This is a genomic window from Nonomuraea sp. NPDC051298, assembly GCF_055586305.1.
In genome coordinates, this window is the sequence record NZ_JBVJIM010000016.1 from 62,257 (window position 1) to 84,666 (window position 22,410).

The following is a 22,410-nucleotide window of genomic DNA, read 5'->3' on the forward strand; positions in this document are numbered from 1 at the left end:
CAGCCGGCGGCAAGTCCGCTCAGCCGGCGGCGAGTTCGCGGCTGCGGTCGCGGGCGGCCTCGATGGCGGCCAGGAACGCGGCGCGCACACTGTGCCGCTCCAGCTCCGCGATGGCCGCGATCGTCGTGCCGCCGGGCGAGGTGACCGCCTCGCGCAGGATCACCGGATGCTCGCCGGAGTCGCGCAACATCACCGCGGCCCCCACGATCGACTGCGTGACCATGTCGAGCGCCGCCGCCCGCGGCATGCCGAGCAGGATGCCCGCGTCGACCATGGCCTCGACCAGGTAGAAGAAGTAGGCGGGGCCGCTGCCGGAGAGCGCGGTGGCGGCGTCCTGCTGCGACTCGGGGATGCGCAGCACCTTGCCCACCGGCTCCAGCAGCCCCTCGGCGAGCCTCAGGTGCTCCTCGCCCGCGTGCGCGCCCGCCGAGATGACGCTCATCGCCTCGTCGAACCTGATCGGCGTGTTGGACATGACCCGCACCACGGGCACCTCGACGCCGAGCCGCTGCTCGACGAAGGCCGTCGTGATGCCGGCCGCCGCGCTGATCACCAGGCGCTCGGCGCCGACGAAGGGGGCGATCTCGGCCAGCAGGGTCCCCATGTCCTGTGGCTTGACGGCCAGGATGAGGGTGTCGGCGGCCTTGGCGGCCTCGGCGTTCGACACGGCGCGCACGCCGTACGTCTCGCGCAGCGCCTCGGCCCGCTCGGCCCTACGGGTGGTCACCATGAGGTCGCCGGGCTTGAACCCGGCCCGCAACAGCCCGGACAGCAGGGCCTCGCCCATCTTGCCCGTGCCCAGAATCGCGATCATTTCGGCCCCTCGATGAACTAGACGCTGATCTGGCAGCCTATCCGCTGGCACCCCTGACCTCGGACGCTCTGGGCGGGGGGCGGCTCCCGTCAGTGCCGCGACACGAGCGAGCGCAGGAAGAAGGTCAGGTTGCGGGGGCGTTCTGCCAGGCGGCGCATGAGGTAGGCGTACCAGTCGGACCCGTACGGGACGTAGACGCGCATCCGGGCCCCGAGCCCCGTAAGGCGGAGCTGCTCGTCGGGGCGGACGCCGTACAGCATCTGGTATTCGAAGCCGGTCGCGTCGCGGCCGTGCAGGACGGCGAGCGTGGAGGCGATCCGCAGCAGCCTGGGGTCGTGCGTGGCGACCATGGGGTAGCCGGTGCCGGCCATGAGGACCTTCAGGCACCGGACGAAGGACCGGTCGATGTCGACCGGCCTGGTGTGGCCGCCGGGCGCGGTGTAGGCCCCCTTGCACAGGCGTACGCGGGCCCCGTCGAGCCGCTCGCACCGGTCGAGCGAGTCGGGCAGGTACGCCTGCACCACCACGCCCACGTCGGCGTGGTCCTTGCGCAGCGCGGCGTGCACGGCGTGCAGCCCGGCGACGGTGTCGTGCTCCTCGGCGTCGAGGGTCACGGTCACGCCCTCGCCGGCCGCGGCGGCGCAGATGGCGGCGGCGTTGGCGGTCGCGAGCCGCTGCGACAGCCGCAGCCCCAGTGCCGTCAGCTTGACCGACACGTCGGCGCCGGGGGGCAGCAGGCGCAGCAGCGACAGGTAGGCGGCGACGGCGACCGCGGCCTGTGCCTCGTCGGTCGCGTCCTCGCCGAGGCGGTCGACGGTCACCAGCAGGCCCCTGCGGGTCAGCTCGCCGACCACGGCGCCGACGTCGTCGGCCACGTAGCGCCTGACCACGTCGGCGGTCAGCGGCGAGGTGGTGACGAGCCGCTCGGCACGACGACTCCTGGAGAGGGCGAGCATGGCCTGTCGCAGCACGCGAACCACCCTAATCTGTGAACCGGCGGCGGGCGTGATCCGTCGTAGGGGTATGCGGACTATGACAGCGACTCTCCTGGCCGGATGTCTGGTGCTCGCCACGAGCTGCGGCACGGCCCCACCGGTCGAGCGGGCCGCCTCCTCGGCCCCGGCGAAGCCCCCGGTCGTGTCGCAGCCGGTCACCACCACCCCCACGAAGGCTCCCGAGCCGGTCAAGCCGACGGGCGACGCCATCAACGTCCACAAGGTCCGCTGGACCAAGGCCAAGCCGGTCTCGAAGGGCAAGAAGATCCAGCTCACCTGGTGGTCCGGGGTGGCGCCGTGCACGGTGCTGGACCGCGTCAAGGTGACGGAGACGAGCAAGAAGGTCACGATCACCCTGTACGAGGGCACCTCGCCCAAGGCCAGGAACGTCTCGTGCATCATGATCGCGATCGAGAAGACCACCACGGTCACGCTCAAGAAGCCCCTGGGCAAGCGCAAGGTGGTCGACGGCGCGAAAGCGTGACCTGTCCGTATCCGGACATCCCCAGTGACAAATGATCGATTTGTTGCGATACATCGATCAGGACACCGCGGCGCCCACGGCGCCGTGAGGTCCGGCTCCGAGGAGAATCCGTGGCGCGGCTCCGGCCTGCCCGGTTCCCGCCCCTCCGACCTCGCCGCCTGAGCCACCACCCACGCGGACCCCCGGCCGCACACCCACCGCGCCGGGGGTCCGCCCACGCCGTCCGGCCCAGGCCGCCATGAGCCTGGCACCCCGTCCTCGCGACCCGTGGTGCGCGAAATCACTCCTGCTTCCCCCGTCCTGGCGGGAATGCTTTCGCGCTCACCCAGGTTGAGTCGAGTAGGCTCAAGTCGTTTGACAAAGACGACACGCATCCATAGGTTGAGTCCAATCGACTCAACTTTGACTACAAGGACGTACTCATGGCACGTGCGGTAGGTATCGACCTTGGGACGACCAACTCCGTCGTCTCGATCCTCGAGGGCGGTGAGCCCACCGTCATCGCCAACGCGCAGGGCTCGCGGACCACGCCGTCCGTGGTCGCCTTCGCGAAGAACGGCGAGGTCCTGGTCGGTGAGGTCGCCAAGCGGCAGGCCGTCACCAATGTGGACCGGACGATCCGCTCGGTCAAGCGGGAGATGGGCACGAGCTGGTCCCAGGAGATCGACGGGAAGAAGTTCTCGCCCCAGCAGATCAGCGCGTTCGTGCTGCAGAAGCTCAAGCAGGACGCGGAGGCGTACCTGGGCGAGAAGATCACCGACGCGGTGGTCACGGTTCCCGCCTACTTCAACGACGCCCAGCGCCAGGCCACCAAGGAGGCCGGCACGGTGGCGGGCCTCAACGTGCTCCGCATCATCAACGAGCCGACCGCCGCGGCCCTCGCCTACGGGCTCGACAAGGAGCAGGACCAGACGATCCTGGTCTTCGACCTCGGTGGCGGCACCTTCGACGTGTCGCTGCTCGACGTCGGCCAGGAAGACGGCCACGGCTTCGTCGAGGTCAAGGCCACCTCCGGCGACAACCACCTCGGCGGTGACGACTGGGACCAGCGCGTCGTCGACGAACTGGTCAAGCGCTTCCAGAACGCGCACGGCGTCGACCTGGCCAAGGACAAGATGGCGCTCCAGCGTCTGCGCGAGGCGGCCGAGAAGGCCAAGATCGAGCTGTCCAGCCAGTCCGAGACCAACATCAACCTGCCCTACATCACGGCCTCCTCCGAGGGCCCGCTGCACCTCGACGAGAAGCTCACGCGCAGCGAGTTCCAGCGGCTGACGGCCGACCTGCTCGAGCGCACCAAGGGCCCGTTCCACCAGGTCATCAAGGACGCCGGCATCAAGGTCGCCGACATCGCCCACGTGGTGCTCGTCGGTGGCTCGACCCGCATGCCCGCCGTCTCCGAGCTGGTGAAGGAGCTGACCGGCGGCAAGGAGCCCAACAAGGGCGTCAACCCCGACGAGGTCGTCGCCATCGGCGCCGCGCTGCAGGCCGGCGTGCTCAAGGGCGAGGTCAAGGACGTCCTGCTGCTCGACGTGACCCCGCTGTCGCTGGGCATCGAGACCAAGGGCGGCATCTTCACCAAGATCATCGAGCGCAACACCACGATCCCGACCAAGCGCTCCGAGGTCTTCACCACGGCCGAGGACAACCAGCCGTCGGTGCAGATCCAGGTCTACCAGGGCGAGCGCGAGATCGCTTCCTACAACAAGAAGCTGGCCACGTTCGAGCTGACCGGCATCGCGCCGGCGCCGCGCGGCATCCCGCAGATCGAGGTCACCTTCGACATCGACGCCAACGGCATCGTCAACGTCTCCGCCAAGGACCTGGGCACGGGCAAGGAGCAGACGATGACGATCACCGGCGGCTCCGCGCTGCCGAAGGACGACATCGAGCGGATGATGCGCGAGGCCGAGTCGTACGCCGAGGAGGACAAGAAGCGCCGCGAGGAGGCCGAGGTCCGCAACAACGCCGACGGGCTCGCCTACCAGACGGAGAAGTTCCTCCGCGAGAACGACGACAAGGTCCCCGGCGACATCAAGACCGAGGTCAACGACGCCCTGACCGAGCTGAAGAAGGCTCTGGAGGGCACCGACACCGACGTCATCCGCACCTCGGCGGAAAAGCTCGCCACGGTCAGCCAGAAGATGGGCTCGGCCATCTACGCCGCGAGCCAGGCCCAGCAGGGCGGCGGCCCCGAGGGCGCCCCCCAGGACGCCACCGCCGGTCAGGGCCAGAAGGCCGATGACGACGTGGTCGAGGCCGAGATCGTGGACGACGACCAGCCGAAGAAGGACCAGTGATGCCGGCGCGCGAAAACGGGCACGAGGAACCGGTGATCCGCGACAACCGGAAGATCGACCCGGAGACGGGCCAGGTCAGAGAGCACCCCCCGGCCACACCGCAGGAGGAGTCGGCCGAGGCTCTCGAGCCGCTGGACGGCGAGCTGGCGGCCCAGCTCGCCGAGCGGACCGCTGACCTACAGCGCCTTCAGGCGGAGTACACCAACTACCGCAGGAGGGTCGAGCGCGACCGCGTGGCGGTGCGCGAGCAGGCGGTCGCCGGAGTGCTGGCCGAGCTGCTGCCCATGCTCGACGACATCGGCAGGGCGCGCGAGCACGGCGAGCTGAACGGCGGCTTCGCGAAGGTGGCCGAGTCGCTGGAGTCGGCGCTCACCAAGCTCGGCCTCAGCGCTTTCGGGCAGAAGGGCGACCCGTTCGACCCGACCGTGCACGAGGCGCTGATGCACAGCTATTCGCCCGACGTGACCGAGCCCACCGCCGTGGAAGTGTTGCAGCCTGGATACCGGATGGGTGACAGGGTGCTCCGCCCCGCGCGAGTGGCCGTCGCCGAACCCGAGGACGCTCCCGTGGCGTCCAATGACGACGAAGAAAACTGATCACAAGGACGAAGGGCCGTGATGAGCACCAAGGACTACCTGGAAAAGGACTACTACGCCGTCCTTGGTGTGCCCAAGACCGCCACCGCCGAGGAGATCAAGAAGGCCTACCGGAAGCTGGCCAGGCAATACCACCCCGACACCAACCAGGGCGACGCGACCAAGGAGACCAAGTTCAAGGAGGTCTCCGAGGCTTACGACGTCCTGTCCGACGGCAAGCGCCGCAAGGAGTACGACGAGGCGCGCACGCTGTTCGGGTCCGGGGTGGGCGGCCAGCGGGCGGGCGGTGGCGGTTTCCCGTTCGACTTCGGTGACCTGTTCGGCGGCACCAGCCAGCAGAGCTCCGGCCACAGTGCGGGTGAGCGGCTCGGCGACCTGTTCGGCGGGCTGTTCAACCGGGGCGGCACGACCGGCCGCACCACCACCACGACCCGGCCGCGGCGTGGCCAGGACATCGAGTCCGAGGTCACGCTGACGTTCACCGAAGCGGTCGAGGGCACCACCGTGTCCCTCCGGCTGACCAGTTCGGCCGCCTGCACCGCGTGCAGCGGCACCGGGGCCAAGGCGGGCACGACCCCCAGGGTCTGCCCCACCTGTGAGGGCACCGGCGCGGCCAGCCGCAACCTGGGCAACTTCGCCTTCTCCGAGCCCTGCCGTGACTGCAAGGGCCGTGGGCTGCTCGTGGACGACCCCTGCCCCGTGTGCGAGGGCAGCGGCCGGGCCAAGAGCACCCGTACCATCCAGGCCCGCATCCCGGCGGGCGTGGCCGACGGCCAGCGCGTCAAGCTCAAGGCCAAGGGCGCGCCCGGCGAGAACGGCGGCCCGGCGGGCGACCTCTACATCCAGACCCACGTCAAGCCGCACGCCGTGTTCGGCAGGACGGGCGACAGCCTGACGATCACCGTGCCGGTGACGTTCACGGAGGCCGCTCTGGGGGCCGAGATCAAGGTCCCGATCCTCAAGGGCATGCCGGTCACGCTGCGCATTCCCACGGGCACACCTAACGGGCGCACGTTCCGGGTGCGGGGCAGGGGCGTCACCAGGAAAGACGGCACCAAGGGCGACCTGCTCGCCACCGTCGAGGTGCTCGTGCCGAACACGCTCGACGACAAGTCGCGCGAGCTCCTCAACGAGTTCAACACCGCGACCGCGGGCGACGACCCGCGGGCCGAGCTGATTCAGCGAGCCAGAAGCGAGTAGCCGATGGACGCCAACTATTTCGACCTGTCGGACGACACCCCTGTCTATGTGATCTCGGTGGCCGCGCAGCTCTCCGGGCTCCACCCGCAGACGCTGCGCCAGTACGACCGGCTGGGGCTGGTCAGCCCTGGCCGCACTGCTGGGCGCGGCCGCCTCTACTCCACGAGAGACATCATCCAGCTCCGCGAGGTGCAGCGGCTCTCCCAGGAAGAGGGCATCAACCTCGCGGGGATCAAGCGGATTCTCGAGCTCGAGAACGAAGCTCTGCGGCTGCGTGAGGAGGTTCACCGCCTGCGCGCCGAGATGCGGATGGTCAGAGCGCTGATCCGTTACGAGCTGCCACCGGGGGCCTAGAAGGAATGGACTACAAGCTCACCCAGAAGAGCCAGGAAGCGCTCTCGGGTGCCATGCGCCGCGCCGCCGCGGAGGGCAACCCGGAGATCGCCCCGGCTCACCTGCTGACCACGCTGCTCTCGCAGACCGGCGGCACCGCCGTGCCGCTGCTGGAGGCCGTCGGCGCCGACTGGCGCACGCTGCGGGCCCGTACGGAGGAGCAGCTCGCCACACTGCCCAAGGCACAGGGCGCGACGGTGGGGGCGCCGTCCAGCTCCCGCCAGCTCCTGACCGTGCTCAACACCGCCGCCCAGCACGCCAAGCGGCTCGAGGACCTCTACGTCTCGACCGAGCACCTGCTGGTCGGCCTGGCGGCCGACGGGGGCCAGGCGGCCGAGCTGCTCAAGTCGCAGGGCGCCGCGCCGCAGGCGCTGCTCGACGCGTTCGAGAAGGTACGCGGCCACGCCCGGGTCACCAGCGAGACCCCGGAAGACACCTACCAGGCCCTGGAGAAGTACGGCGTCGACCTGACCGAGCACGCCCGCGGCGGCAAGCTCGACCCGGTCATCGGCCGTGACGGCGAGATCCGCCGCGTGATCCAGGTACTCAGCCGCCGCACCAAGAACAACCCGGTGCTCATCGGCGAGCCCGGCGTCGGCAAGACCGCGGTCGTCGAGGGCCTGGCCCAGCGCATCGTGGCCGGCGACGTGCCGGAGTCGCTGCGCAACAAGCGGCTCATCTCGCTCGACCTGGGCGCGATGGTGGCCGGCGCGAAATACCGCGGCGAGTTCGAGGAGCGGCTCAAGGCCGTGCTCTCCGAGATCAAGGAGAGCGACGGGCAGATCGTGACGTTCATCGACGAGCTGCACACCGTCGTCGGCGCGGGCGCCGCCGAGGGCGCGATGGACGCCGGCAACATGCTCAAGCCGATGCTGGCCCGCGGCGAGCTGCGCATGATCGGCGCGACCACGCTCGACGAGTACCGCGAGCGCATCGAGAAGGACCCGGCCCTGGAGCGCCGCTTCCAGCAGGTCTACGTGGGCGAGCCCACGGTCGAGGACACCATCGCGATCCTGCGCGGGCTCAAGGGCCGCTACGAGGCCCACCACCAGGTGCAGATCTCCGACGGCGCGCTGGTGGCCGCCGCCGCGCTGTCCGACCGCTACATCACCAACCGGTTCCTCCCCGACAAGGCGATCGACCTGGTCGACGAGGCCGCCTCGCGGCTGCGCATGGAGATCGACTCCCGTCCCGTGGAGATCGACCAGCTCCAGCGCAACGTCGACCGGATGAAGATGGAGGAGCTGGCGCTGTCGAAGGAGACCGACGACGCCTCCGTCCAGCGGCTCGAGCGCCTGCGCCAGGAGCTGGCCGACCGCCAGGAGGAGCTCAACGCCCTCGTCGGCCGCTGGGAGCACGAGAAGGCCGGGCTGAACAAGGTCGGCGAGCTGAAGAAGCAGCTCGACGAGGCCCGCGGCGCGGCCGAGCGCGCCCAGCGCGACGGCGACTTCGAGGCGGCCTCCCGGCTGATGTACGCCGAGGTGCCCCGGCTGGAGCAGGCGCTCAAGTCCGCCTCCGACGCCGCGCCGCCCGACAACGCGATGGTCAAGGAGGAGGTCGGCGCCGACGACATCGCCGAGGTGATCTCGTCGTGGACCGGCATCCCGGCCGGGCGGCTGCTGGAGGCCGAGACGGTCAAGCTGCTGCGCATGGAGGGAGAGCTGGGCCGGCGTCTCATCGGGCAGCGGCAGGCCGTCCAGGCGGTCTCCGACGCCGTACGCCGCAGCCGCGCGGGCATCGCCGACCCCGACCGGCCGACGGGCTCGTTCCTGTTCCTCGGGCCGACAGGGGTGGGCAAGACCGAGCTGGCCAAGGCGCTGGCGGAGTTCCTGTTCGACGACGAGCGGGCGATGACCCGCATCGACATGAGCGAATACTCCGAGAAGCACAGCGTGGCCAGGCTCGTGGGCGCGCCTCCCGGCTACGTCGGCTACGAGGAGGGCGGCCAGCTCACCGAGGCCGTGCGGCGGCGTCCGTACACCGTGGTGCTGCTCGACGAGGTCGAGAAGGCCCATCCCGAGGTGTTCGACATCCTGCTGCAGGTGCTCGACGACGGGCGGCTGACCGACGGCCAGGGCCGCACGGTCGACTTCCGCAACACGATCCTGATCCTCACCTCCAACATCGGCTCGCAGTTCCTCGTCGATCCCAAGCTGGAGAACGGCGCCAAACGGGAGGCGGTCATGGGGGCGGTGCGCAGCTCGTTCAAGCCGGAGTTCCTCAACCGGCTCGACGACGTGATCCTCTTCGACGCGCTCGGCTCCGAGGAACTGGCCCAGATCGTCGACCTGCAGGTCGAACGCCTGGCGCGGCGCCTGGCCGACCGCAGGCTGACGCTGGAGGTCACGCCGGCGGCCCGCGAGTGGCTGGCTCTGACCGGCTACGACCCGCTCTACGGCGCCCGCCCGCTGCGCCGCCTGGTCCAGTCGGCCATCGGCGACAAGCTGGCCAAGGCGGTGCTGTCGGGCGAGGTCGTCGACGGCGACAAGGTCAAGGTCGAGCTGGGCGACGACGAGCTGCTCGTCCAGCGCGGGGCCTGACCCGCCCGTACCCTCGACCGCCGGGCCCGGAGATCACCACGATCTCCGGGCTCCCGCGTCCCGGGAGGAACGCGACGGCGGCGTGTCATGGCAGGGTCATCGGGCCGCGCGTTCGGTAAGGTTCGCCCCACCCTTCGGACAAGCCGCCTTCCCCGGCCCGGAACTGTGACTACGTTCGGCGTTCGTCAGATCACCGAAATCGATCAGGGGAACGTCCGGTGTCATTCCAGAAGATCCGAAGCATGATCGCGGTGGCCGCTCTGATCGCGGGTGTCGGCTTGCTGTCCACAGGTCCCTCGACGGCCCAGTCCTGCCCCCGCACCGAACCCTCGCTGCTGTCGCCCACCGCCATCGCCTCGTACTGCGACGAGCACGCGAAGCTGCGCGTTAACGACGGAGGCCCCGGCAACGGCCGGATGGTCACCAAGGAGAGCAACAGGCTGGCCATGGCCGCCGGGGATCTGGCCAGGCATCTCGGCCTGACCGGCCTGGCCACGGGCAAGGAGGTGCTGGGCGCGGCGGACCTGGGCGGCGTCGCGGCCACGTGGGGCATGCCCTCGCTGACCTCGGCGTCGCCGGCGCTGTTCCCCATGGTGCCGGGCCCTCTCGGAATGAAGGACCTGTCGACGATGTCCGGCGTGCCCGCGCTGCCGTCGCTGCCCGAGCTGCCTGCGCTGCCCGCGCTGCCCCAGGAGCCGCAGCTCGCCAATCTGCCCGCCGAGCTGTCACTCGGCCAGGCCACCCATCAGAACCGCATCGCCGGCACCGGGGTCCAGTCGCCGCTGGACCTGAAGCAGCCGGTACGCGAGGTCGGCGCGGACGTCATCGGCGAGCTGCTGCCGAAGGCCGTGGAGAGCGTCGAGGGCACCTCGATGCTGCCGGGCGGCGAACTGGTGGGGACCGGCTTCGCCGGCCTGGCGCAGCAGCTCGGCCTGAAGTGACCCACCCGCTCCCGACGAGCGAGCCGCGGTGAGCCGACCGCGCCGCGCTCCGCGCGAGCGGAGCGCGGCGGGGCAGCCGCGGGCCCGCTCCCTCCGGAGTCGTCGGGTTGTTGAGATGAGCCACCTCGTCCGGGCGCGGGTCGTGCCTGCCGCGCCCGGCGTCCCACAGCCGGAGGGGTCGCGGTCGCCCGGCCGCGGCCCCTTCGGACCCGCCCGCGCGTACCTGCCCACCCAGACCGGCCCGCTCGGAACCCGCCCGTTTTCGGGCACGCCACAGCGAGCCGTGCCGGTGACCACCCCGGCGGGCGTCCGTACGCGCGGTCTCAGGGGACGAGCTCGTCCAGCTCGTCCTCGGGGAGCCCGAGATCGACCCTGATGCGATAGCGGGTACGCAACAGCGCCACCTGCTCCGGGTCGTTCTCGTCACACCTGAGGACGGCCTGGGTGGCCCATTCGAGCCCCCCTTGGAGATCGCCGTAGGCCACCAGCGTCTCGGCGATCGTGTGAGCCGTCGCCGTGGAGACGTTGCCCTCCGCGCGTATGGTCTCGATGACCTCCCTCGCCTCATCCGGCCGGTCGAGTTCGAAGAGCGTGTCGGCGATGCCGGCACGCGGATCGAAGCCCGCGTCGCCGCCGTCCTCGACCGCGCGCTGGAAACACTCCATCGCGCGCGCGGGCTGCCCGGCCGCTCGCCATTCCTCGGCGGCGAGGACCAGGATGGATGCCCTGGAGACGTCGCCGGACGAATAGTCGAGCGCGACGTCGTACAGCCGACTGGCCAGGGAACTGTGGTCGTCGGCCAGCAGTGCCTGCTCAAGCAGACGATCAAGGTGCTCACGGGTCACATGCGCCACACCGCGAGACTACCGAGCCACCCGGCCGTTTGCCCGGTCAATCCGCATCGCCGGTCCCGTGCAAATTCGGTAACGTCTTGTCCAATCCTGCTCACGCTGCGCGTGTCCGTGCAGGTCGGCGGGCATATACCAGTCGCTTTGCCGCCACGCGAGCGAAGGGACTGTGATGGGCATGTCCAAGCAGCTAACCTTCACGCTGGCCTGTGCTGTGGTGTTGTCGGCCGTCATTCCCGGGGTGGCCGGCTACATGTCGGCCCGTCTGGAGGCCATCGACGTGGCCGAGCGCAATCTGCGGGCGCTGGAGGCCCGCCTCGACGTACGCGAGGCCAGGGACGCGCGTCCGGTCTCGTTCCCGGCCCCGTGCTTCCGCACGCCCGCCACGCCAGGTCTGCAGCAGGGGCCCGCGACCGCGCTCGGAGAACGCGAGTACACCAAGCGTCTGTCCCGTGAGGTCCCGGCCTGGCCCGGCGACCCGCTGAGCGACAACTGAGCCCGCCGAGCAACCTTCTCTCCGCCCGCCCGCGTCGTACGGGTGAATGTCACCGGAGAGAGGCTTGTCGCATGGCGGATCGGCCGGAGTACGACGCGTTCGTCTCCGCGGCGTGGCATCGGTTGCTCCGCACCGCCTACCTGCTCACCAGGGACTGGGCCACGGCCGAGGACCTGGTGCAGACGGCGCTGATGAAGGCGTGGCCGGCCTGGCCGCGCATCACGAGCGAGCACGAGGCGTACGTACGCAAGATCGTCGTCAACGTGCACGTGTCGTGGTGGCGGCGGCGCTGGAGACGGGCGGAGGTCACCACCGGCTCGCCGCCCGACCTCGAGGGCCTGCCCGACCACATGGGTCAGGCGGACGAACGTGAACTGGTCTGGCGGGCGCTGGGCCGGCTGCCCGCCCGGCAGCGGGCCGTACTGGTGCTGCGCTTCTTCGAGGACATGACCGAGGCCCAGACCGCCGAGACGCTGGGCTGCAGCGTGGGGACGGTCAAGAGCCAGACCAGCAGAGCGCTGGCCAAGCTGCGGATGGACGAAGCGTTCGCGGCCACCTACGCGAAGGAGGGGTAGAGGCGTGCCGATCGACCGCCGAGAGCTGCACGACCTGCTGGAGGAGCGCAGCCGTCCCGCGCTGGACCGGCCGATCCCGTGGGAGGTGCTGCGCACGGGTGCGCGGAGGGCCCGGCGACGCCGACTGACCGCGTTCGCCGCCGCCGGGGTGGCCGCCGCGGCGGTGGTGGCGACCGCGGGTCTGGTCGTCCTGGGCGGGCCGTGGCGGGACGACGCCTCGATCACGGCGTCCTCCCCCGACCGGCTCCCCGCCGGTTTCGAGGAGGCGGACGGAACCGTCTACCGCCGTCTCACCGAGATCTCGATGCTGCCCGCGATGCAGTCGTTCCTCTTCGAGGTGGAGGTGAGCGGGCGGCCGCTGGCCCTCATGGCGGACTGTCCCGCGGGGGCGAGCGGCCCGCTACCGGACGTCCGCGTCACGACGCCGGAGATCGACCGAGAGGCCCTGACGCCCGTCCCCACACTGCGAGGGGTCTGCGAACGGCATCGGCCGGTCGACGTGGTGCCGCTGCCCGCGGACACCGAGCGCGCGATCTTCATCGTCAAACGTCCGGACGCGCCCGCCGAGGAGACCCCTCAGACGTGGCGGTTCGGCGTCTACGAGTGGACCCCGCCCACCCTCATGGGGCCCGCGCCGACGCCCGTCGCGCCACCGGCCGCTCTCCCGGACGACGGTGGGCGCCGGCTGGTCACCTCGAAGAGCGTCACCTGGCCGGAGGCCAAGGAGGTCACCCTCACGGTCCCGCACACCGGACGGCCGCCGGCGGTGGTGACGTACTGCGGCGGGGTCCTGGCCGGTCGGCTGCGCCAGGAGATCACCGTGAACGGGAAGGCGCTGGACGGCGGCCCCGGCTGCCCCGACGCCCCTTCGTCGGGCACCCCGGCCCGCATCGAACTCGGCCAGGTGGAGCCCGCCGCCGACGGCCTGCTGACCGTACGGGTCAGGGTGTGGGCCGACGCCCCCGAGTACGGCCGCCGCCCCGGCACCCTGACCGTGGCGCTCTACGACTGAGGCTCACCTCGGCGACCACGACTTGAGCTGGCGGGACAGGAAGCCCCTGATCAGGTGTTTGGCCGCGTCGATGATCTCGGGCTCGCCGCCGGGGTCGCGGCGGAAGGCCAGTTTCAGCACCGCGTCGCCCGCCTCCACGGCCACCAGCACGGCGAGGTCGAGCGTGGGGCTGTCGGCCAGCCCGAACTCGGTCAGGAACAGCCCGCGCAGCCGGCCCGCGATCACCGTGTTGTTGTCGGAGTCGGAGTCGAGGAGGTTGAGGTCGACGACGTCGCCGAAGTGCAGGCTCTTGAAGCCGGCGACGGTCCTGTGCATGTCGACGTAGATGTCGATGATCGCGTCGACGGCCTCCCACCAGCCGCGGTAGTCCTCCTCCAGGAACCGGCGGTCGACCCTGCGGACGAACTCCTCGACGTTGCGCCGGGTCAGCTCCTGGGTGATGGCCCGCTTGTCGGGGAAGAACTGGTAGACCGAGCCGATCGCGACGTCCGCCCGCTCGGCTATGCGCGTGGTGGACAGGGTCTCGTATCCGCTCTCGTCGAGCAGTTCGGCGCACGCGTCGAGCATCCGCTCGACGCGCCTGGCGCTGCGGCGTTGTGCGGGTTGCCGCCTGAGGGCTTTGGGGTGGACGCACTCGTCGTCGATTTGCGGCGTGGACACGGATTCATCTTCTCCCGTTTGGGCGTTCATTACCCTCCGCTTCTCGGATTTCCCGCGAGCGCGCTCAGCCGGGCCAGCCCGCGCATCGCTCGGGGCGAAATCCGCGACAGGGCATACCCGATTTTCCCCTCCAAGTTAACCGGCACGACCGGCTGATTTCTCCGCACCGCGCGAAGAATGTGCGCGGCCACCCGCTCGGGCGGGTAACCGCGCCGCGCGAGCCCGCGTACGGCCCCCTCCCGCATGCCGCCACCCGCGCCATTACCAAGGTACGTGGCGTTGCGCGCGATCCCCGTGGAGACGAACCCCGGGCAGACCACGGTGACCCCGATGCCCTGACCGGCCAGCTCGGCCCTGAGACAGTCGCTGAGCGTCTTCACGGCGGCCTTGGCGGTCGAGTACGCCGGCAGCGGCCGGGACGGCACGAACGCGGCCAGGGAGGCGACGTTGACGATGTGCCCGCCCTCCCCGCGCTCGGCCATGGCCGCACCGAACAGACGGCACCCGTGGACGACACCCCAGAGATTGACGTCGATGGTCCTGCGCCAGTCGTCGAGCGTGTGACCGAAGAACGATCCAACGATCGCTATCCCGGCATTGTTCACCACAATGTCCGGCACGCCATATTCGGAGATGATATTTCGCGCGAAGTCCTCCATCTGATCGGCGCTCGCCACATCGACCCGCGCCGCGTGGGCCGTACCGTGGAGATCTTTGTCAATGGCGTCGGCCGCCCGCCTCGCCGCATCTCCGTCGATGTCCGCGCAGACCACTTCCGCCCCGTGCGCCGCGAACGCCCGCGCCGTCGCCAGCCCGATCCCGGACCCCGCGCCGGTGACCACCACCAGCCGGCCGCCGAACGCGCCCCCGGCCCGCGCCCGGCGCGGCGCCGCGCCCTCGACGTGGTCCACGAACTCGGCGATCACGCCGGCCACGGCCTCGGGGTGGCCGCGGCGCGCCCGGCGCCGGGCCGCGATCGTGCGCCGCCAGCGCCTGGACGCCCAGTGTCCTGCTGCCGCCCGTAGCGCGGGGGTGACGCACGGGTCGCGGGTGGCCGCGACGAGTTGCACGGGCACGTCGGGCACGCCCGGGTCGAGGCCCGGGTCGCCCAGCGTGCCGAGCGTGTTCCGCCGGTTGAGCCACAGGTCGCGCCACCGCCCGTGCCGCGTGAAGCCGCCCGCCCGCCGCAGCCCCGGCCCGCCCAGACCGGTGAACGAGGCCAGCCGGTCCCTGATCCCCGCCCGTGCCGGCGCCTCCCACCCCCGCGGCGAGCCCCGGTCGTGCCCGACCAGGTGGACACGGGGCGCGCCACTCGCGTCGATCACCGCGCCGAGGTCGGCGGTCAGCGGGTCGAAGCCGTGGTCGCGCCGGGCCGTCGACGCCCCCGCCCCGCGTACGTCGTAACGCACGACGCGGAAGCGGTCACGCAGGAGCGCCGCGACCTCGTCCCAGACCCGGCGGGTGCCCGGGTGGTCGTGCGGGAGCAGCACGACCGGCCTGCCCGGTTCCCCCTCCTCGAAGACCGCCGGCCGCACGTCACCGGACTCGACCCACCGCATCACGACCCCCTATTGGACGATCTGTCCAGCAGACTAGATCGATCAGGGTCGCGCGGCCAGCCCCGTGCAGGAGCGCAGTGCCTTCCAGTCCGTCACGGCGCTGGTCCTGGCCGACCCTGTCATCGGTATCGGGATACCCCCTTGGATGGTGGCCGGAGTCCAGGTGTCCTTCAGGACCTTCCGCCCGTTGATGGTCAGCGTCAGGACGCCGGTCCTGCCGGTGGTGGCCGGGTTGGAGTTGTAGAAGACGAAGTTGCCCAGGCCGTAGTTGACGTAGGCGTCGTCCAGGTAGCCCGAGCCGAGCAGGATGTGCGCGTGCCCGCCGACCACGACGTCGGCGCCCGCCTCGACCAGCTTGGGGGCCAGTGAGCGCTGCGCCTCGTTGGGGCACTTCTGCATCTCGGTGCCCCAGTGGAGGTGGACGATGACGGTGTCGGAGTTCTTGCGCGCCTGCCGTACGGCCCGCAGCAGCGCCGCCTCGTTCTTGGCCGAGGCCAGGCCGCCCTGGTCCGCCGTGGCCGTCCACGACTGGATGAACTCGGCGTCCAGCACCTGGGTGGCCCCGATGATCGCCACCCGGTTGCCGTTCACCGTCCTGCGGAAGGGCCGGTACGCCTGCGCCGCGTCCTCCCCGATCCCCACCACGGGGAACTTGCTGCGTTTGACCGCCGCCAGCGAGTCGGCCAGCCCGCTCTCCATGTAGTCCATGCCGTGGTTGTTGGCCATGGAGGCGACGTCCACCCCCGCGCCCTTCAGCGCGGTGAGCGCGCTGGCCGGCGCCCTGAACGTGTACTGCTTGCCCGGCGCCGGCGTCCCCGCGGTGGTGATCGCGGTCTCCAGGTTCACCATCGATAAGTCGGCCTTGCGCAGCACGCTCGCGATCGGCCCCAGCGCCGTGCGCGGATCGGCCAGCCGCGGGCGCAGGATCCCCTCGAAGTGCACGTCACCGCCGAAGGCGATGGTGAACGGCTTGCGCTCCGGAGTCGGCGTCGGCTCCGGGGTCGGCTGCTCGGCGGCCGTCGAGGGCGCGACCGGCCGGCGCAGCGGCTCCCTCTCCGGCGCGGGGGAGCACGCCGCCAGCGACGCGACCACAGCGAGCACCGGGAGGGCACGGGGGAGTCTCATCTACCGCCACTTCCGCTCGAACCTGACTTTCAAGGATCGAGCATGCCATGGAGGCGTATTACCGTGCAGTTCCCCTGAGTTTGGACATTGCCCTACGAGTCTCGTCGTCCATCGGCGTGTAGACGATCATCCGGAGTTCGGGCAGCGCCGTGAGGCTGGTCGTGCTGAAGCGCAGGATCCCGTGCTTGACGTGCTTGTACTCCTTGACCCGCGGCCCCGGCTCCGCCACGTCCTGCCGTGCCCACAGCCGGGCGAACTCGGCGCTCTCGGAGCAGAGCCGGCGGGCGAAGTCCTGCCAGCAGGGGTCGTCGGCGTGCCGGGTGTAGGCGCCCCTGAACACCGCCACGGCCCGCGCCAGCTCGCCCTCGCGGTCGAGCAGCAGCGTCGTGGGCGCGGGGTTGACGCACGCCTGCCAGAGCGAGTTGCGCTCCCCCTCGGCGGCGCTGACCAGCTCGGGGAACAGGGTGGCGTACGCGTCGTTCCAGGCCAGGGTGTCGGACCGGCTGTTGGTGACGCAGGCGGGTATGTCGCCGAGCCGGTCGAGGATCTCCTGCATCTCGGGCGTCACCTGGCCCGAGTCGACCGGCATGGGATCGGCCACCTGCCCGGCCAGCCGGTAGAGGTGGTGGCGTTCGGCGCTGTCGAGCCTGAGCGTGCGCGCGATCGCGTCGAGCACCTGCGTGCTGGCGTTGATCGGGCGCCCCTGCTCCAGCCAGGTGTACCAGGTCACGCCCACGCCGGCGAGCTGGGCCACCTCCTCGCGGCGCAGCCCCGGGGTACGCCTGCGCGGCCCCGGCGCGAGGTCGACCATCTCCGGCGTGATCCGCTCGCGACGGGAGCGCAAGAAGGCCGACAGATCCGTACGTCTTTCCTCAGCCACCCTCACAACTCCACTATGGAGGAAGCAACTGCATCTAGTCAGTTACCGTCAATACCAGTATAAAGGGGCTCTCGTTACTGGTACTGGAGGCCCGGCAGACTGCTGAGTATGTCGCAAACTGCCGCTTTCATCCCTCCTGCGGGCACCCAACCGCGGGAAACCCCCAAGTCCAGCGGCCTGCTCCTGGCGATCATCCTCATCGGGCAGTTCCTGGCGATCCTCAACGTCAACATCGTCAACGTGGCCACCCCGACCATCGAGTCCGACCTGGGCTCCTCCGGCGCCGGGCTGCAGATGATCGTGGCGGGCTACACCATTGTCTACGCCGTGCTTCTGATCACTGGAGCCAGGGTCGGCGATCTGTTCGGCTATCGCACGGCGTTCCTGGGCGGCCTGGCGGTCTTCACCGTCACCACGCTCGCCGCGGGGCTGGCTCCCACGACCGGCTGGCTGGTGGCCTCCAGGCTGTTGCAGGGCGCCGGGGCCGCCATGATGATGCCCCAGGTGCTGACGCTGATCCAGCGCAACTACCAGGGCGCGGCCCGCGGCCGGGCGATCGGGCTGTGGTCGCTGATGATCAGTGGTGGCATCGTGGTCGGCCAGGCGCTCGGCGGAATCCTGCTGGGCCTGGGGCTGGGCTGGCGGATCGTGTTCCTGGTGCTGGTGCCGATCGGGGCGCTGCTGCTGGTGGCCGGGCTCCGGGTGCTGCCCGCCGACTCGGGCGGCGGACGTACCGGGCTCGACCCGTGGGGCCTGGTGACCCTGTCGGCCGCCGTGCTGCTCTTCGTGGTGCCGCTGGTGCTCGGGCGCGAGCTGGGCTGGCCGCTGTGGGGCTGGGTCTCGATGGGGCTGAGCGTGGTGATGTTCGTCACGTTCGTCCGCGTCGAGCGGTGGGTGACCTCCCAGGGCGGGCGTCCGCTGGTCGACGCCCGGGTGCTGCGCGCGCCCGGCATGCGGCCGGGGCTGGCGATCCTGCTGTTCGGCCCGGCCACGTGGGGCGCGTTCCTGTTCACCTCGGCCCTGCACCTGCAGGGCGACCTGCACCTGACGCCGCTGGCCTCCGGCCTGATGATGGTGCCGTGCGCGCTCGCCTTCGGCGCGGTCGGGCTCGCCTGGCCGCGCCTGCCGCTGCGGTTGCAGCGCTCGTTGGTGCCCTTCGGCTACGTGGTGGCGGCACCGGCCTACCTCGGCCTCGGGTTCGCCGCCGGCGGCGGGGTGCCGTACGCGGTCATGAGCGCCCTCGTCGGCGCGGGCCTGGGCGTGCAGGTCGCGGTGACCAACCTGGCGACCGAGCGGGTGGACGGCACGTACGCGGCCGACGCCAGCGGCGCGCTGCTCACCGTGATGCAACTCGGTCAGGTCATCGGCGTCTCCACGGTGGGCACGCTGTTCATCACCCTCGACCGGAGCGCCGCCTCCTCGGCGTCGGCCCCGCTGGCGACGTCGATCGCGTTGGCGGGCCTGGCCGTGGTCGCGGGCCTCTGCTCGATCTTCCTGGTCCGCCGCGCACCCGCCGCCGCCTAAACCTGGATAACTCCATAACTTGAGTCGTTCAAGTTAACGCAGTAGGTTGGTCGTCACAGGCGCCTGCCCGAACCACAAATGATCATTCGGAGGACCGTGCCATGACGACCAGGCCCGTAACGACCGACGGCGCGGGCATCCCCGCGCCGAGTGACGACCACTCGCTCTCCGTCGGCCCGAATGGCCCGCTGCTCCTGCAGGACCACTACCTGATCCAGAAGATGGCCCACTTCAACAGGGAACGGGTGCCGGAGCGGGTGGTGCACGCCAAGGGCGGGGGCGCCCACGGCGTACTGCGGATCACCGAGGACGTCAGCCAGTTCACCAAGGCCGAGCTGTTCCGCAAGGGCACGGAGACGCCGCTCTTCCTGCGCTTCTCGACCGTCGCCGGCGAGCTGGGCAGCGCCGACACCGCCCGCGACCCGCGCGGCTTCGCGATCAGGTTCTACACCGAGGACGGCAACTACGACATCGTCGGCAACAACACGCCGATCTTCTTCATCCGCGACCCGCAGAAGTTCTCCGACTTCATCCACAGCCAGAAGCGCCGCGCCGACAACCACCTGCGCGACCACAACATGCAGTGGGACTTCTGGACGCTGTCGCCCGAGTCCGCGCACCAGGTCACGTTCCTGATGACCGACCGGGGCACCCCGGCCACGTGGCGGCACATGCACGGGTTCGGCTCGCACACGTTCCTCTGGTACAACGCGGCGGGCGAGAGGTACTGGGTCAAGTACCACTTCAAGACCGAGCAGGGCGTCCGCAACCTGACCACCGCAGAAGCCGCCGCCCTGCAGTCGGCCGACCCCGACCACCACACCCGCGACCTGTACGACGCGATCAGGCGCGGCGACCACCCGTCGTGGACGGTCAACGTGCAGATCATGCCGTTCGAGGCCGCGGCGGACTACCGGTTCAACCCGTTCGACCTGACCAAGGTGTGGCCGCACAGCGACTACCCGGAGATCACGATCGGCAGGTTCACCCTCGACCGGAACCCCGGCAACTACTTCGCCGAGGTGGAGCAGGCGGGCTTCGAGCCGTCGAACCTGGTGCCCGGCATCGGCGCCTCCCCCGACAAGATGCTCCAGGGCCGCCTGTTCTCCTACCCCGACGCCCACCGCTACCGGATCGGGCCCAACTACCTGCAGCTCCCGATCAACCAGCCGCGCAACGAGGTCCACTCCTACAACGCCGACGGCCCGATGGCCTACCGCAACCCGCGGGACCCGGTGTACGCCCCCAACTCCGCCGGCGGTCCCGTCGCCGCCCCCTCGCTGTACGAGGGCGAGAACTACGACGTCACGGGCGAGATCATCCGCTCGGCGTACGTCCTGCACGCCGAGGACGACGACTATGGCCAGCCGCGCGCCCTCTGGGAGAACGTGCTGTCCGAGACCGACCGCGAGCACCTGGTGGGCAACATCGTCGGCCACGCTTCGGCTCCCGAGGTCACGGCGGCCATGAAGCGGCGGGTCGTGGAGTACTGGGACAACGTCCACAAGGACCTCGGCCAGGGCGTCGCCCGCGGCCTGGGCCTGACCTGACCCGGCCCAGGCCCCGCCGACCGCCGGGACACGAGAAACGGCCCGCGCCTCTCACGAAGGGCGCGGACCGTGATTCTTTCTACGATCTGGGGAGATGAGGTACCACTTTTTCCGCTCATGCGGCCGTGATGAGAAAATCCTCCGCGAAAACCGGTCAAATGCGCACGCGAAAGGCCACCGACACGTTGATCAACATGGTGGCGAGTGTGCCATGATGTGCGGTATTCCGTGCTCGATCCTGCGGGGAGAGCTGGAAATCCGGAGGTTTCGCCATGCCTCCATCCGAACGGCCCTGAAAGGTTGTGCCAGCAACTCGCCAGGGCCGTTCATCTATGCTCCGGCCACGAGCGCGGCCTGATCGAACTCGCCACTACGGACCCCGGCCGTGAAGGCGGCCCACTCCTCCGGCGTGAAGACGAGGACGGGACCGTCCTGCACCTTGCTGTCCCGCAAGGCCACGTTGCCGTCGGCCAGAGGGGCAACCTCGACGCATGTCGCCGCGCCGTTGCAGAAGGTGCTCTTCCGCCAGGCTGCCGTCTTGGTGTGGTTGTACATTTTCTCCCCAAAAGCGTAAAGGGGCACCATTGCCCCTTTCTGAGGTTTTCGTCGCTCAGCGTCGCCACAGCATGGCTTTTCGCTGGATGAGAACACGCGACTCGTCCTCGTCCAGAGCCTCCGACCGGATGTGATCGAAGGCCGTTTCGTATCCGGCCACCCGTTCGAGATCTTCGACGAAGTGAGCAGTATACAACTGTTCTAGGTACACAACATCATCAAAGGCGGAGAACTTCAGGTGAATAAACGCACCGGTGTTAACCGGATGAAGTGACTCTAGAGTGAGAACCCGGACACTCACGTGCGGCAGGTCGGAGATCTCCAGGAGATGCTCCATCTGCTCCCGCATCACCGACGGCTCACCGAAGCGGCGCATCAGGGCCGACTCGTCGAGCACCACGGTGAGAGCACAGGGCTCGGCCCTGTGCAGCACACGCTCCTGCCGGTCGAGCCGGGCCTCCACCCGGCTCCTGACACCGCTGTGCGTGATGCGCGCGATGCCCCGAGTGGCCAGGATCACCTCTCTGGCGTAGTCCTCGGTCTGTAGCAGGCCAGGCACCACCTGGGGTTCCCAGTTGCGCTGGAATGTCGCCTCAGCCTCCAGCCCGAGGAATCTTGTGTACTCCTCGGGCAGGGAGTCCTCATAATCCTCCCACCACCCCCGCTGCGCCGCATCCCGCAGGAAACCGAAGAGCTCGTCAAGCTTCTCCCCGTCGACGCGGTAGAGCTTGGCCAGCGCCTTGATGTCGTCGGTGCTGGGCATGGTCTTGGCCGCCTCGATCCGGCTGACCTTGCTCGGGGACCAGCCGAGGGCCGTGGCCGCCTTGGCCCCCGTGAGCTTGCGCCGCTCCCGGAGGAAACGCAGCTCCTGACCCAGCCGGAGCCGCCGTACTGTTGGACTGCCCTGCTGCGTTGGCACCGTCCACTCTCCTTCTCGGGAATGAAGGTGTAGCCGTAAGGGTTCGTTTGGACCCCAGCTTTCTGGGCCGTTCGTCCAATCTTACACTGCAAGTTGCATGCGTTGTGCCGCAAAGCCTTGCTCGAAGGCTTTCATGCGGAGGGCGCAGGAGCAAGGACGACCTACGCGAAGAGTCTCGGAACCGGACAGGCTTCCCATCACGCGCCGACAGTTCTCGTGCAAGTTGCATGGCAACCAGCGAAGAAACTTAAATCTTCCCTTGCTCGAAGTATTGCAGCATTGACCGCCAAGGGGCACGATCGGAAGCAGGAGGGTTACCGAGAGGTGAGGAGGCCGGAGATGACGACACGGCCGTACACCTCGGGCCTTCCGACCATGATCGCGTGCCCTGTCGAAGAGCGCGTCCCCGGCAACGTCGCCGTCCCGGAAACGAACATCCAACCCAGG

20 protein-coding genes and 1 pseudogene are annotated in these 22,410 nt (G+C 69.8%); 12 read left to right on the forward strand and 9 right to left on the reverse strand.

The features are described from left to right. Positions 1-19: 19 nt before the first annotated feature. Both proC and ACZ6S0_RS36240 read right to left on the reverse strand, forming a co-directional pair. Complete coding sequence (gene proC / locus ACZ6S0_RS36235) at positions 20-814, reverse strand: pyrroline-5-carboxylate reductase (protein ID WP_465923837.1); 795 nt, start codon at positions 812-814, stop codon at positions 20-22. Between the two features lie 89 nt (positions 815-903). After that, positions 904-1,785, reverse strand: a complete 882-nt coding sequence (locus tag ACZ6S0_RS36240; protein ID WP_465923838.1) for a proline dehydrogenase family protein — start codon at positions 1,783-1,785, stop codon at positions 904-906. 61 nt (positions 1,786-1,846) lie between these two features. Between ACZ6S0_RS36240 and ACZ6S0_RS36245 the strand changes: the two genes are divergently transcribed. The 7 genes and pseudogenes from ACZ6S0_RS36245 to ACZ6S0_RS36275 all read left to right on the forward strand — a co-directional run bounded on the left by ACZ6S0_RS36245 (position 1,847) and on the right by ACZ6S0_RS36275 (position 10,260). Beyond that, positions 1,847-2,293 (forward strand): hypothetical protein, encoded by a 447-nt coding sequence (locus ACZ6S0_RS36245; RefSeq protein WP_465923839.1) that lies wholly within the window; start codon positions 1,847-1,849, stop codon positions 2,291-2,293. A gap of 422 nt (positions 2,294-2,715) precedes the next feature. Next, positions 2,716-4,590 (forward strand): molecular chaperone DnaK, encoded by a 1,875-nt coding sequence (gene dnaK, locus ACZ6S0_RS36250; RefSeq protein ID WP_465923840.1) that lies wholly within the window; start codon positions 2,716-2,718, stop codon positions 4,588-4,590. Further along, positions 4,590-5,186 carry a nucleotide exchange factor GrpE gene (gene grpE, locus ACZ6S0_RS36255; RefSeq protein WP_465923841.1) on the forward strand — a complete coding sequence of 199 codons (597 nt, stop codon included), beginning with the start codon at positions 4,590-4,592 and terminating at the stop codon, positions 5,184-5,186. The genes dnaK and grpE overlap by 1 nt, the downstream gene beginning before the upstream one ends. 21 nt (positions 5,187-5,207) lie before the next feature. Next, complete coding sequence (dnaJ, locus tag ACZ6S0_RS36260) at positions 5,208-6,386, forward strand: molecular chaperone DnaJ (RefSeq protein WP_465923965.1); 1,179 nt, start codon at positions 5,208-5,210, stop codon at positions 6,384-6,386. A 3-nt stretch (positions 6,387-6,389) separates the two neighbouring features. Beyond that, positions 6,390-6,713: pseudogene (locus ACZ6S0_RS36265) on the forward strand (heat shock protein transcriptional repressor HspR); the annotation flags it as partial. Between the two features lie 32 nt (positions 6,714-6,745). Next, the gene (clpB, locus tag ACZ6S0_RS36270; protein WP_465923842.1) at positions 6,746-9,319 is read left to right on the forward strand and encodes an ATP-dependent chaperone ClpB; all 2,574 of its coding nucleotides are present in this window, start codon (positions 6,746-6,748) and stop codon (positions 9,317-9,319) included. A gap of 242 nt (positions 9,320-9,561) precedes the next feature. Beyond that, positions 9,562-10,260 (forward strand): hypothetical protein, encoded by a 699-nt coding sequence (locus ACZ6S0_RS36275; protein WP_465923843.1) that lies wholly within the window; start codon positions 9,562-9,564, stop codon positions 10,258-10,260. A gap of 323 nt (positions 10,261-10,583) precedes the next feature. Here the strand turns inward: ACZ6S0_RS36275 and ACZ6S0_RS36280 are convergent, their stop codons facing one another. Continuing rightward, positions 10,584-11,114, reverse strand: a complete 531-nt coding sequence (locus tag ACZ6S0_RS36280) for a tetratricopeptide repeat protein (protein WP_344876791.1) — start codon at positions 11,112-11,114, stop codon at positions 10,584-10,586. 172 nt (positions 11,115-11,286) lie between these two features. On the opposite strand from ACZ6S0_RS36280, the gene ACZ6S0_RS36285 reads away from it, so the two are divergent. The 3 genes from ACZ6S0_RS36285 (at position 11,287) to ACZ6S0_RS36295 (ending at position 13,191) form a co-directional block, all read left to right on the forward strand. Continuing rightward, positions 11,287-11,604, forward strand: a complete 318-nt coding sequence (locus ACZ6S0_RS36285; RefSeq protein ID WP_465923844.1) for a hypothetical protein — start codon at positions 11,287-11,289, stop codon at positions 11,602-11,604. 71 nt (positions 11,605-11,675) lie between these two features. After that, entirely contained in the window at positions 11,676-12,179 is a 504-nt protein-coding gene (locus ACZ6S0_RS36290; protein WP_465923845.1) for a SigE family RNA polymerase sigma factor, read from the forward strand. Between the two features lie 4 nt (positions 12,180-12,183). Continuing rightward, on the forward strand, positions 12,184-13,191 hold the full coding sequence (locus ACZ6S0_RS36295; RefSeq protein WP_465923846.1) for a hypothetical protein: 1,008 nt from the start codon (positions 12,184-12,186) through the stop codon (positions 13,189-13,191). Between the two features lie 3 nt (positions 13,192-13,194). On the opposite strand, the gene ACZ6S0_RS36300 is transcribed toward ACZ6S0_RS36295, so the two are convergent. From ACZ6S0_RS36300 to ACZ6S0_RS36315, 4 genes are all read right to left on the reverse strand, one after another. Next, the gene (locus ACZ6S0_RS36300; RefSeq protein WP_465923966.1) at positions 13,195-13,758 is read right to left on the reverse strand and encodes a TetR/AcrR family transcriptional regulator; all 564 of its coding nucleotides are present in this window, start codon (positions 13,756-13,758) and stop codon (positions 13,195-13,197) included. 122 nt (positions 13,759-13,880) lie between these two features. Next, the gene (locus ACZ6S0_RS36305) at positions 13,881-15,410 is read right to left on the reverse strand and encodes an SDR family NAD(P)-dependent oxidoreductase (protein ID WP_465923847.1); all 1,530 of its coding nucleotides are present in this window, start codon (positions 15,408-15,410) and stop codon (positions 13,881-13,883) included. Positions 15,411-15,452: 42 nt separating this feature from the next. Beyond that, on the reverse strand, positions 15,453-16,535 hold the full coding sequence (locus ACZ6S0_RS36310; RefSeq protein WP_465923848.1) for a CapA family protein: 1,083 nt from the start codon (positions 16,533-16,535) through the stop codon (positions 15,453-15,455). 58 nt (positions 16,536-16,593) lie between these two features. Continuing rightward, a complete protein-coding gene (locus tag ACZ6S0_RS36315; RefSeq protein ID WP_465923849.1) occupies positions 16,594-17,415 on the reverse strand; it encodes a helix-turn-helix transcriptional regulator in 822 nt (273 codons plus the stop codon). A 108-nt stretch (positions 17,416-17,523) separates the two neighbouring features. On the opposite strand from ACZ6S0_RS36315, the gene ACZ6S0_RS36320 reads away from it, so the two are divergent. Next, positions 17,524-18,939 (forward strand): MFS transporter, encoded by a 1,416-nt coding sequence (locus ACZ6S0_RS36320; RefSeq protein WP_465923850.1) that lies wholly within the window; start codon positions 17,524-17,526, stop codon positions 18,937-18,939. A 101-nt stretch (positions 18,940-19,040) separates the two neighbouring features. After that, entirely contained in the window at positions 19,041-20,489 is a 1,449-nt protein-coding gene (locus tag ACZ6S0_RS36325; RefSeq protein WP_465923851.1) for a catalase, read from the forward strand. Between the two features lie 330 nt (positions 20,490-20,819). Here the strand turns inward: ACZ6S0_RS36325 and ACZ6S0_RS36330 are convergent, their stop codons facing one another. Together ACZ6S0_RS36330 and ACZ6S0_RS36335 are read right to left on the reverse strand one after the other, a co-directional pair. Beyond that, positions 20,820-21,044: a DUF397 domain-containing protein gene (locus ACZ6S0_RS36330; protein WP_344876773.1), complete on the reverse strand. Its 225-nt coding sequence runs from the start codon at positions 21,042-21,044 to the stop codon at positions 20,820-20,822. 55 nt (positions 21,045-21,099) lie between these two features. Continuing rightward, positions 21,100-21,963, reverse strand: coding sequence for a helix-turn-helix domain-containing protein (locus ACZ6S0_RS36335; protein WP_344876771.1), 864 nt, complete (start codon positions 21,961-21,963; stop codon positions 21,100-21,102). Positions 21,964-22,410: the final 447 nt, after the last annotated feature.